Genomic DNA, 11816 nt, shown 5'->3' with positions numbered 1-11816 from the left:
CCGGCGTCATCGGCGCCAGCGGCGCCACCTCCATGTTGCGAAAGCGCGGCGGCGGCTCGGCCGGAAGCGGGACCGCCGATGGCGCCACCGCGGACGGCTCGGCCGCTGCAGGCGCCGGTGCCGCGTCGCTGGCGACAGAGGTAGAGGCCTGTGCCAGGCGCCACACCGACGCAGGCGCAGGCGCAGGCCCGGGTGCAGGTGCAGGCGACGATGCAGCGGCCACCGGCTGCACCCAGGCGGCCGGCACAGGCACGGCCTCGACCTCGACCCGCGCCGATGACACCGCTCGTGACGACCCGACGGTCGTCGGCGCCGCGGCCAGCTGCGTGTCCGACGGCCGGCGCCAGGCGCCGGTGCGGATCGCCTCGTTGGTCAGCCGCTCGACCTCCACCGGCGCCACGCCGCGCAGCAGGTCCAACCGCAGCGCCGCCGTGTAGCTCAGGTCGATGATGCGGTCGTCGCGGAACGGGCCCCGGTCGTTCACCCGCACGATCACCTCGCGCCCGTTGGCCGGGTTGCGCACCCGCGCGTAGCTGGGCAGCGGCATGGTGCGGTGCGCAGCCGTCATGGCGTACATGTCGTAGGGCTCGCCGGTGGCCGTGGAGCGCGCATGGAAGCCCTGGCCATACCAGGAGGCCAGACCACGCTCGACCAGCGGGCGGTCGTCGGTGAGGGGCGTGTAGCTGCGGCCGGCGACGGTGTAGGGACGGCTGGTCCCGCCCGCGCCGCGGATGGGCTCCACCCGGGGCTCGGCATCGGGCGTCTGGGCCAGTCCCGGGGGCGGGTTGCGGGGCGGGCCATCACGCGGCGTGCTGGCGCATCCGGCGAGCACGGCGGCAGCGCAGGCCGCCGTCCAGGTCGTCCATCGAACCGAAAAGCCGATCGGCCGGCGGCGACGCAACACCGGCTCAGCCAAAGACCGACTCCCACAGCGCCAGCATGGCGGCGCGCTCGCCGGCCGCCAGTTCGGGCGGCACCTGCGTGGGCGCCTCGTCCAGGCGTGCGCGGTGCTGCAGGCGGCGCAGCTCGCGGTAGGCATCGCCGGCGGCATGGCCGACGCCGGCCGGCAGCAGTCCGGCAGCCTCGGCGCGCTGCAGCAGCGCGATGTTGCCCACGTTGTCCAGCAGCGCCGGCACCTCGCCCGAATGGGCCAGCACCAGGTACTGCACGGCGAACTCGGCGTCCACCATGCCGCCCGCGCTGTGCTTGACGTCGAAGCGGCCGGGGCGCACCGGATGGGCGGCACGCACCTTCTCGCGCATGGCGACGATCTCCTTGCGCAGGGCGGCGCGGTCACGCGGGGCGGCGATGACGGCGTGGCGCACCGCGTTGAAGCGCGCGCCCAGCTCCGCGCTGCCCAGCACATAGCGCGCGCGGGTCATGGCCTGGTGTTCCCAGGTCCAGGCGGTGTTGCTGCCGCGGCCCAGCTGGTACTTCTCGTAGGCGTCGAAGGTGATGGTCAGCAGGCCCGAGTTGCCATTGGGCCGCAGCGCGGTGTCGATCTCGAACAGGTCGCCTTCGCGCGTCTTGATGGTCAGCCAGTTGATGAGCTTGCGCACGTAGGCGGCGTAGACCTCGGGCGCGCGCTCGTCCTCGTCGTCGTAGACGAAGACGATGTCCAGGTCGCTGCCGTAGCCCAGCTCCTTGCCGCCCAGCTTGCCGTAGCCGATGACGGCGAAGCGCGGCAGCTCGCGATGGCGGTTGCGCACATGCGGCCAGCACCAGCGGGCAGTGATGGCCAGTACCGCGTCGGCCAGGGCGCTCAGATCGTCGGCCACCTGTTCGACGGTGAGGCGCCCTTCCAGGTCGCGCGCGAGTATGCGGAAGACCTCGGCATGGTGGGCGCGGCGCAGCAGGTTCATCAGCGCCTCCTCGTCCGCCTCGCCGGTACGCGAGAGCGAGCGATGGCGCGCCTCCAGTTCGCCCTCGAACTCCAGGGCCGAGAAGCGGGCGGCCAGCATGTCGAGGCTGGCGAGTTCGTCGATGACGCCGGGGTGCTGCAGCAGGTAGCGCGCCGGCCACTTGGCCGCGCCCAGCAGGCGCAGCAGCCGCTCGTGCACGCCCGGGCGCTCCACCAGCAGGGCCAGGTAGCTTTCGCGGCGCAGCAGCGGCTCGATCCAGTCGGCCCATCGGAGCGCCGCATCCACGGGATGGGCGCAGCGGTCGCCAGCGGTCGACGCCTCGGCCTCCTGCAGCCAGCGGCCGGTGCGGATCACCAGCTGACGCAGCCGGGCCCGGGCCTCGTCGCGCAGCGCGGTGATGCGCGGGTTGTCGGCCCACTGGCGCACGCGCTCCGCGAAGGGGGCCGGCAGGCTGGCTAGCAGCTCGCCCAGGTCCTGCGGCGCCGAGCGCGGGCCGGTGCCGCCGCGCTGGCAACTGCCGCCGCTGCAGCGCTTTTCGCCGCCGAGCAGCGTGTCGAATTCCTGGGCCACGAACTCGCGGTAGGTGTCCAGCTTCTCCAGGAAGGCACCGCAGTCCGGAAAGCCCAGCGTGGCGGAGATCCAGCGCAGATCCTCATCCGCCACGGGCAGCATGTGGGTCTGCTGGTCGTCCAGGTATTGGATGCGGTGCTCCACCTGACGCAGAAAGCGGTAGGCGCGGTCGAGCTCGTCGGCCGTGGCCTGGGGCATGAGGCCGGCGCGTGCCAAGCGCTGCAGGGCGTCGAGCGTGGGCCGCGTGCGCAGCTCCGGAAACTGTCCGCCGCGCACCACCTGCAGCAGCTGGACGATGAATTCGATCTCGCGGATGCCGCCGCGCGAGAGCTTGACGTCGTTGGCGCGCTCGGGCCGGCCGGCGCTGCGGCGCATGGCCTGCTCGCGGATCTGGCGGTGCAGCGAACGCAGCGCGTCGAACACGCTGTAGTCCAGATAGCGGCGGAAGACGAAGGGCAGCACCACGCCGCGCAGGGCCTGGGCGCTGCCCGACTCGACGGCGGCCGTGGGCGCCACCACGCGGCTCTTGAGCCAGGCGAAGCGCTCCCATTCGCGGCCCTGGACCTGGAAGTACTCCTCCAGCGCGTCGAGCGAGACCACGCTGGGCCCCGAATTGCCGTTGGGCCGCAGCGCCAGGTCGACACGGAAGACAAAGCCATGCTCGGTCGTGTCGCCCACCAGCTGGTAGATGCGCTTGACCGCGCGGCCGAAGTAGTCCTGGTTGGCGATGCTGCCGCGGCCCTGGGCGTCGCCGGCGGTGTCGCCGTCCTGGTCGTACAGGTAGATGAGGTCGATGTCGCTGGAGACGTTGAGCTCGCGCGCGCCCAGCTTGCCCATGCCGACGATCCACAGCTGCGCCCGCTGGCCGTCGGCACTGCGCGGCGCGCCGTGCACGGCGTCGAGCTCGGCGCAGGCCTCGCGGCAGGCGGTGTCGAGGGCGAACTCGGCCAGCTCGGTCACGGCCTGCAGCACTTCCTCGAGCGGGGCGCCTTCATCGCAATCGCGGGCGATCAGGCGCTCCATGACCAGCTGGCGCACGATGCGCAGCGCATCGCCCGTGGGCCGGCCGGCCGCGCGCAATGCGGTCAGCGCGCTCTCCATATGGGGGCGGCGGGGCGCCCCGGGGGGCAGCAGCGGCAGTTCGTCGACATAGCGCCGGCGCAGCCGCTGCACAAAGCGTGAGCCCGATGAAAGCCCTCGCGAGGGCGGCATGGCGGCCGACGAGAGCGCCGGCTGCGCATGCTCCGAAATCGGACGGTTTGAGGGGCCTTCTCCGCCGGCCGGCTCGGAACCGGGCCAGGGGCGGCCGGTCATAATTTCCGACACAGCGCGATCCTTCATGAATGTCACGACGCCATCTCCTCCACGTCTGCTCAGGATCGCAGCTGGCGCAGCACGCTGGCTGCTGGCCCTGGTGGTGGCCGGCTGGTTGCTCGTCGGCCTGTGCGTCGTCGTCCTACACGCGTGGATTGTGCCGCGGATCGGTGAGTGGCGCGGCGCGCTGGAGGCGCAAGCCAGCCGCCTCGCAGGGGTACCCGTTCGCATCGGCTCGCTGAAGGCGTACTCCAGGAGCCTGTTCCCGACCATCGAGCTGCACGACGTCGTGCTGGAAGACCCTGGCCGCGGCGAGGCGTTGCGGCTGGCGCGCGTGGTGGCCAGCGTATCGCCGCGCTCGCTGTGGCACCGCGGCTTCGAGCAGCTCTACATCGAGCGGCCCGAGCTCGACGTGCGGCGCGATGCCGACGGCCGGCTGCGCATCGCCGGCGTGGTGCTCAACCCCGACGACCGCAAGGACGACAGCCCGGGCGCCGACTGGCTCTTCTCCCAGCGCGAGGTGGTGGTCGAGCACGGCACGGTGCGCTGGACCGACGAGACACGCGATGCGCCCACGCTCACGTTGGCAGACGTGCGCTTCGTGGTGCGCAACGGCGTGCGCAGCCACGCGATGCGGCTGGACGCCACGCCCCCCGAGGGCTGGGGGCAGCGCTTTTCCATCAACGGCCGCTTCCGCCAGCCGCTGCTGAGCCTGCGCAGCGGCGACTGGCGCGACTGGAGCGGCCAGCTCTATGCCGACCTGCCGCACATCGACGTCACGCGGCTGGGCCAGTACGTGAAGCTGGATGCGCGCATCCGCGAGGGCGAGGGCGCGGTCCGGGCCTGGATCGATGTCGAATCGGGCCGGGCCGTCGGCGGCGCGGCCGACCTGGCCTTGTCGCGCATCGACGCCGTGCTCGGCGCCCAGCTCGAGCCCCTGCAACTGCGCGACCTGACCGGGCGCCTCGCGGTACGCGCCACCGATCAGCTGTTCGAGTTCTCGACGCAGAACCTGCAGTTCGCGACCGGCGACGGACAGCGCTGGCCCGGCGGCAACTTCTGGCTGCGCACCCAGCCGGCCAACGGCCGCACGCCCGAGAGCGGCGCCCTGCGCGCGGACCAGCTGGACCTGGGCGCGATGGCCCTGATCGCGGACCGCCTGCCTATCGGCAGCCAGGTGCGGCGGCTGCTCGCGGTGCGGGCGCCGCGCGGCCTGCTCGAACACATCGAGGGCAGCTGGCAGGGCCCGGCCGATTCGCCCACGCGCTACCAGGCCAAACTGCGCGTGAAGGGTTTGGCGGTGGCCGCGGACGGGCGCAACGCCACGCCCGATGGCCACCACCTGGGCTCGCCAGGCATGCGCGGCCTGGACGCCGAAGTGGACCTGAACCAGGCCGGCGGCACGGCCCGGTTGGCGATCCGCAATGGCGCGGTCGACGTGCCGGGCGTGTTCGAGGAGCCGTCGGTGCCGGTCGACCGGCTCGACACCACCCTCCGCTGGAGCCGCAAGGACGAGGATATCGAGGTGCAGCTGCCCGATCTGCGCCTGGCCAATGCCGATGCGGAAGGCAGCGCGCAGATCCGCTGGCACACCGGCGAGCCCGCACCCGCCGGGCAGGGCCGCTTTCCGGGCGTGCTCGATCTCACGGCCCAGCTCACCCGCGCCGACGGCACCCGCGTACACCGCTACCTGCCGCTGGGCATCCCGGCCGAGACGCGCCATTACGTGCGCGACGCGGTGGTCAAGGGCCGCGCCAGCGACGTGCAATTCCGCATCCGCGGCGACCTGCACCATGTGCCTTCGGCGGCGCCGCAGGACGCCTTCCGCATCACGGCCCAGGTGCAGGACGTGCACTTCAACTACGTGCCGCATGTGCCTGCAGGCCATGCCGCGTGGCCGGCCGTCACCGGCCTGTCGGGCGAGCTGGTGTTCGACCGGCAGACGATGCAGGTGCTGAACGCCCGCGGGCGCATGGCGGGCGCGCCGGCCATCGAGCTGGTCAAGGGCGAGGCCCGAATCCCCGATCTGGCCCACGCACCGAAGCTGCTGCTGCAGCTGCAGGCCCGCGGGCCGGTGGCCGACCTGCTGCGCCAGGGCGCGCCCCTCACCGGCGACGCCAGCAGCTTCATCGGCGGCATCGAGGCCAGCGGGTCGGGCGACTACCGATTCGACATGGACATGCCCCTCACGCAGATGGCGCAGACGCAGGTCAAGGCCAGCGTGGTGCTGCCGGGCAACGACGTGCGGCTGGTGCCGCATTCGCCACCCTTCACGCAGGTCAAGGGCACGCTGCAGTTCACCGACAACGGCTTCTCGCTCGCGGGCGTGCAGGCCCAGCTGGCGGGCGGCCCGATCCGCATCGAAGGCCAGGGCGGCTACGGCGGCAGCGGCAAGCCGCTGTCGCTCAAGGCCCAGGGCCAGTTCACGGCCGAAGGCCTGCGCACGGTGGAAGGCCAACCCGAACTCAACGGCCTGGCCGGCCGGCTGCAGGGCGGCAGCAGCTACACGGCCAGCCTGCAGTTGCAGAACGGCGTGCCCGACTTCCAGTTCGACAGCAGCCTGCAGGGCCTGGGAATGGACCTTCCCGCGCCTCTCGGCAAACCGACCGAGGCGACGCGGCCGCTTCGCCTGACCCTGCGCCAGGCCGAGGAAGCCCGCCGCGGCCGCACCGAGACCATCGACCTGCACCTCGGCGACGTGGCTTCGGCCGAATACGTGCGCGAGCTCGACACGCCCCAGCCGACGGTCGTGCGCGGCGCGCTGCGTGTCGGTACGGCCGTGGCGGGCTCGAAGACGCTGCCCGCCACCGGCGTGCTGGCGCAGATCCATCTGGACGACATCGACGTGGACGCCTGGCGCGCCCTGGCGACGCAGAGGGCGCCGGCCGCCCCGGCCACCCCCGCGCCGCCGGGCACCGCCCAGGCGGTGGCCGCCTCGCCCTGGCTGCCCAACCGCGTCGCGCTGCAGGCCGGCCGCCTGCAGGTGGCCGGGCGCACGCTGAACGACCTGACGGTGGACGGCACCATCGAAGGCAATCTGTACAAGGCCAAGGTGCAGGCCCGCGAGCTGAGCGGCAGCGTCGAGTACCGCAACCAGGCGCCCGCCCAGGTGAAGGCGCGGCTGGCCTATCTGCGCATCGCTCCGGGCGAGTCGCGCGAGCAGGTGGAGTCGTTGCTCGACACCGCCCCGCCCGAGGACCTGCCGGCGCTGGACGTGGTGGTGGACGACCTGGAGCTGCTGGGCCGCCACCTGGGCCGGGCCGAGATCGTGGCCGCCACGCAGTCCGCCGAAGGCGGACGGCGGGAATGGCGGCTCGACAAGCTGGCCTTCACGCTGCCCGAGGCGCGCCTGGACGCCAAGGGCCGCTGGGCGCCCCCCACCTCGGCCGGCGCCAAGCGCCACATGACGCTGGACTTCACCCTCGACATGCAGGACGCCGGCGCGCTGCTCGGCCGCTTCGGCATGCCCGGCGTGCTGGCCTCCGGCAAGGGCCAACTGGGCGGTTCCGTGAACTGGCAGGGCTCGCCCTTCGACCTGGACCTGGCCTCGCTGGGCGGCAACCTGCACCTGGACGTCACCAGCGGCCAGTTCCTGAAGGCCGAGCCCGGCATCGCCAAACTGCTGGGCGTGATCAACCTGCAGGCGCTGCCGCGCCGGCTGACGCTGGACTTCCGCGACCTGTTCAGCGCCGGCTTCGCCTTCGACCAGATCCGCGGCGACGCGCGCATCGCCAACGGCATCGCCAGCACCAACAACCTGCAGATGAAGGGCGTGAATGCCGCCGTCTTCATGGACGGCTCGGCCGACATCTCGCACGAGACGCAGCAGCTTCGCGTGGTGGTGATTCCCGAGATCAACGCCGGCACGGCGGCGCTGGTGGCCACGGCCATCAACCCGGCGGTCGGCCTGGGCACCTTCCTGGCGCAGATGGTGCTGAGCCGCCCGCTGGTGGCCGCCACCACGCAGGAGTTCCTGATCGACGGCACTTGGACCGATCCGCGCGTGGTCAAGGTGCCGCGCGCCGCGGCACAACCGGGCGTGCGCACCGCCACCGACAACGAGGCAAAACCATGAAGATCGCCGCCATCCAGATGGTTTCGGGCACCGTGCGCGAAGACAACCTCGCGCGCGCCCGCGCCCTGCTCGCCCAGGCCGCCGAGGCCGGCGCCGAGCTGGCCGCGCTGCCCGAGTATTTCTGCCTGATGGGCCACCGCGACACCGACAAGCTGCCCCTGCGCGAAGCGCCCGGCCAGGGGCCCGTGCAGGACTTCCTGGCGGCGTGCGCGCGCGAGTTCGGCCTGTGGATCGTGGGCGGCACGCTGCCCCTGCAGGCGGCGGACGAGGCCCATGTGTTCAACACCTCGCTCGCCTATGCACCCACGGGCGAATGCGTGGCGCGCTACGACAAGATCCATCTCTTCTGCTTCGACAACGGCCGCGAGCGCTATGACGAGGCGCGCGTGATCGCCCCGGGCGGCACCCCGACGCTGTTCGAGCTGCCCTCGCGCGATGGCCACCGCTGGAAGGTGGGCCTGTCGGTCTGCTACGACCTGCGCTTTCCGGAGCTCTACCGCCAGTTGTCGGCGCAGGGCGCCGAACTGCTGCTGGTGCCCGCGGCCTTCACCCACACCACTGGACAGGCCCACTGGGAACTGCTGCTGCGCGCCCGCGCCGTCGAGAACCTGGCCTTCGTGGCCGCGCCTGCCCAGGGCGGGCGGCACGAGAACGGCCGGCGCACCTGGGGCCAGACGCTGGTGGCCGAGCCCTGGGGCCAGCTGCTGGCCGAACGTCGCGACGAGGGCGAAGGCGTGGTGATCGCCGAGCTGGACATCGCGCGCCTGGCCGCCTGCCGCGAACAGTTGCCGGCGCTGGGCCACCGCGTGCTGTGAGCCGGGCCCTTCGTCGATGAGCGCCAGCCTGCCCGCTGCCGAGCTGCCGATCGAGGCCGCAGCATTGCCGCCCCCCGGCTGGCGGCGCCTGCGCTCGATGTGGCGCCGCTGGTTCCTGTGGGCGCTGCTGGCGCTGCTGGTCACGGGCCTGCTCATCACCGTGGTCTGGCTGGCGGGCCGGCACGAGATCGAGCAGGTGCAGCAGCGGCTGGAGCGCGACACCGCCGATGCGACGTCGGAGCTGCGCTCGGCGCTCGCGCGCAACCTGCAGAGCCTGCAGGCCACCGATGCGGACCCGCAGCGCTTTTCCAACGAAGCGGCGCAGCTGCTGCGCGGCCATCGCGAGTGGCTGCGCATCGAGCGGCGCGATGCCTCGCTGGTGCTGCAGACGGCCGAGGACACGCCATACCGGCCCCATCCGCTGGACCTGCAGCAGCGCCCGTCCAGCCTGCCGGAGCTGGTTCAGGCCTGCACCGCGGCCGAGCGCCAGCGCGGTGGCGCCTATGCGCCGTCCCACTACCTGCCGCTGCCCGGCGGCGGCGGCATCGAGGTGCTGGAGGTCTGCCTGCCCTCGCGCCACGGCGGCTATCTGATCGCCCTCTATTCGCTGCGCGGCGTGCTCTCCGAGATGCTGGATGCGAGCATGACCCGCGGCCAGGAGGTTTCGCTGCTGGAGCTGGATGGCACGCGCCTGGCCAGCATCGGCACCGCCCGGCGCGCCGGCAACCGCGTGTTCACGGCCCAGCAGGCGCTGGAGCTGCCCGGCCTCACGCTGATGCTGCGCGTGGACGGCTGGCGCAGCGCGCCGGACCTCTTCCCCAACCTGCTCACCGGCCTGGTCACGGCCATGTCCATCGCGCTGGTGTCGGTGCTGGTGCTGCTGGCGCGGGACACGCGCCGGCGGCTGCGCGTGGAGCACGACCTGTCGAACACCCTGGCCTTTCGCAAGGCGATGGAGGACTCGGTGCTCACCGGCCTGCGCGCCCGCGATCTGGACGGCCGCGTCACCTACGTCAATGCCGCCTTCTGCGACATGGTGGGCTTCACCGCCGAAGAGCTGCTGGGTCGCGCGGACGAGATGCCCTACTGGCCACCCGAGCTGGCCGCGGAATACCGCAACCGCCAGCACATGCGCCAGGCCAGCGGCGGCACCGCGCGCGAGGGCTACGAGTCGGTCTTCCGTCGCAAGGACGGCAGTCGCTTCCCGGTGCTGATCTTCGAGACGCCGCTGATCGACGACCGGCGCGTGCAGACCGGCTGGATGAGCGCCATCGTCGACCTGAGCGAGCAGCGCCGCATCGAGGAGATGTCGCGCGCCAGCCAGGAGCGGCTTCAGGCCACGGCACGCCTGGCCACGGTGGGCGAGATGGCCTCGCTGCTGAGCCACGAGCTCAACCAGCCCCTGGCCGCCATCGCCAGCTATGCGACCGGGTCGCTCAACCTGCTCGAGAGCCCGCCCCTGCCCGGCCAGGAGGCCGAAGACCGCCAGCAGCTCGCGCTGGCCATGCGCCGCATCGCCGAGCAGGCCGAGCGCGCCGGCCGGGTGATCCGCAGCGTGCACGACTTCGTGCGCCGCCGCGAGCGCGCACGCGAGCCGGTGACGCCGCTGCAGCTGTTCGAGGCCGTGATGCCTCTGGTGCAGCTGCAGGCCCGCAAGCTCGACGTGCGCGTCGAACTGAAGGTGCCCGCCAACCTGCCCCCGGTGTTGTGCGACCGCTCGCTGGTCGAGCAGGTGCTGCTCAATCTCGCGCGCAACGGCATGCAGGCCATGGACCGGCCCGAGCTGCGACGACGCGTGCTCACCCTGGGCGCAGAGCTCGCGGCGGGCGGTGCCGGCGACACCCGCCGCTGGATCGCCTTCAGCGTGGCCGACGAGGGCTGCGGCATCGACGCGGAAGTGCAGGAACGCCTGTTCACCCCCTTCTTCACCACCCGCCGCGACGGCATGGGGCTCGGTCTGAGCCTGTGCCGCACGGTGGTCGAGCAGCACGGCGGCGCCCTCGAACACGCGCCCAACCGGCCGCGCGGCACCGTCTTCCGCTTCACGCTGCCGACCGGGCGCGGCGAGGCGGCACCCGTTTCCTTCTGACCCCCATGCAACCCCTCATCGACGCCCTCATCTTCATCGTCGACGACGACGCGAGCGTGCGCGAGGCCCTGGCTTGGCTTCTGCGCTCGCGCCGTCTGGCTAGCGAGCATTTCGCCAGCGCCGATGCCTTCACCGCCCGGCTGGAGGAGAGCACCGCCTTCCGCAACCAGCCCCGCTGCCTGCTTCTGGACGTGCGCATGCCCGGCACCAGCGGCCTGGCGCTGTTCGACCGTCTGGCCGGCGCCGGCCAGTTGAATGAGATGCCCGTGATCTTCCTCACCGGCCATGCGGACGTGCCGACCGCGGTCGACGCCGTCAAGCGCGGCGCCTTCGACTTCTGCGAGAAGCCCTTCTCGGACAACGCCCTGGTGGACCGGGTGGAAGAGGCGCTGCGCGTGTCGCAGGCGGCTATCGACGTCCGCCAGGAGCGCCAGCGCATCCAGCAGCGGCTGGAGGAGCTGACGGAGCGCGAGCGCGAGGTGCTGCGGCGGGTGGTGCGCGGCCTGCCCAACAAGCTGATCGCCGACGAGCTGTCGATCAGCGTGCGCACGGTGGAAGTGCACCGCGCGCGCGTGTTCGACAAGATGGAAGTGAAGTCGGCCGTCGAGCTGGCCAACCTGCTGCGCGGCGCGGACGCCTGATTGCACCGCGCAGGGCCGGACGCCAAGACGCCGTGGCCAGTCCCGAGGGAGCGGTCCACGGCGTTCCGTCGCCGGCCTGCGCCGTGGGCGACAGACGGCGGTGGGGGATCAGCCGCGGTTGGGCGCGCGCTCGCCGACGTAGATCTCGACGCGGCGGTTCTGGGCGCGGCCCGCATCGGTGGCATTGCTGGCGATGGGCTCTCGGGATCCACGGCCGTCGATCTGGATGGCGGCGGCAGGCACGCCACGCGAGGTCAGGTAGTCGCGGGTGGCCGCGGCGCGCTGCACGGACAGCGGGTCGTTGATGGCATCGGTGCCGGTGTTGTCGGTGTGGCCGATGATGCGGACTTCGGCGTTCGGGTTGTTACGCAGGCCGGTGGAGAACTGGTCCAGCACGCCCGCCAGGGTCGGGCGGATGTTGGCGCGGCCGGTGTCGAAGCCGGCGTCGCT

Annotated in this window: 7 protein-coding genes; 4 read left to right on the top strand and 3 right to left on the bottom strand. The window is 72.4% G+C overall.

Translation table 11 applies throughout. The annotated features are described in order from the left end of the window. Both QZ772_RS01195 and glnE read right to left on the bottom strand, forming a co-directional pair. Nucleotides 1-832: septal ring lytic transglycosylase RlpA family protein (locus QZ772_RS01195; RefSeq protein WP_295522238.1), on the bottom strand; the 832-nt coding region annotated here is incomplete at its 3' end. A gap of 76 nt (nt 833-908) precedes the next feature. Then, entirely contained in the window at nt 909-3644 is a 2736-nt protein-coding gene (gene glnE / locus QZ772_RS01190; RefSeq protein WP_295522236.1) for a bifunctional [glutamate--ammonia ligase]-adenylyl-L-tyrosine phosphorylase/[glutamate--ammonia-ligase] adenylyltransferase, read from the bottom strand. Between the two features lie 127 nt (nt 3645-3771). Here glnE and QZ772_RS01185 point away from each other — a divergent pair, with 127 nt between their 5' ends. The 4 genes from QZ772_RS01185 to QZ772_RS01170 all read left to right on the top strand — a co-directional run bounded on the left by QZ772_RS01185 (nt 3772) and on the right by QZ772_RS01170 (nt 11366). Beyond that, entirely contained in the window at nt 3772-7821 is a 4050-nt protein-coding gene (locus tag QZ772_RS01185; protein ID WP_295522234.1) for a YhdP family protein, read from the top strand. Continuing rightward, nucleotides 7818-8636, top strand: coding sequence for a carbon-nitrogen hydrolase family protein (locus QZ772_RS01180; RefSeq protein ID WP_295522232.1), 819 nt, complete (start codon nt 7818-7820; stop codon nt 8634-8636). Before QZ772_RS01185 ends, QZ772_RS01180 begins: the two co-directional genes overlap by 4 nt. A 97-nt stretch (nt 8637-8733) precedes the next feature. Next, nucleotides 8734-10725, top strand: a complete 1992-nt coding sequence (locus QZ772_RS01175) for an ATP-binding protein (RefSeq protein ID WP_295522240.1) — start codon at nt 8734-8736, stop codon at nt 10723-10725. A 5-nt stretch (nt 10726-10730) separates the two neighbouring features. After that, nucleotides 10731-11366, top strand: coding sequence for a response regulator (locus QZ772_RS01170; protein WP_295522229.1), 636 nt, complete (start codon nt 10731-10733; stop codon nt 11364-11366). 108 nt (nt 11367-11474) lie between these two features. On the opposite strand, the gene QZ772_RS01165 is transcribed toward QZ772_RS01170, so the two are convergent. Next, nucleotides 11475-11816 (bottom strand): OmpA family protein (locus QZ772_RS01165; protein ID WP_295522227.1); only part of this gene is annotated, 342 nt, incomplete at its 5' end.

The organism is uncultured Pseudacidovorax sp., assembly GCF_913773995.1.
Taxonomy (GTDB): Bacteria; Pseudomonadota; Gammaproteobacteria; order Burkholderiales; family Burkholderiaceae_C; genus Xenophilus.
This window is presented reverse-complemented; position numbering and strand designations above follow the sequence as displayed.

What these genes read in the sequence shown, in the direction of transcription:
- glnE (WP_295522236.1), bottom strand. Translation starts at nt 3,644, where the DNA reads ATGCCGCCCTCGCGAGGGCTTTCATCGGGCTCACGCTTTGTGCAGCGG.
- QZ772_RS01175 (WP_295522240.1), top strand. Translation starts at nt 8,734, where the DNA reads ATGTGGCGCCGCTGGTTCCTGTGGGCGCTGCTGGCGCTGCTGGTCACG.
- QZ772_RS01180 (WP_295522232.1), top strand. Translation starts at nt 7,818, where the DNA reads ATGAAGATCGCCGCCATCCAGATGGTTTCGGGCACCGTGCGCGAAGAC.
- QZ772_RS01185 (WP_295522234.1), top strand. Translation starts at nt 3,772, where the DNA reads ATGAATGTCACGACGCCATCTCCTCCACGTCTGCTCAGGATCGCAGCT.
- QZ772_RS01170 (WP_295522229.1), top strand. Translation starts at nt 10,731, where the DNA reads ATGCAACCCCTCATCGACGCCCTCATCTTCATCGTCGACGACGACGCG.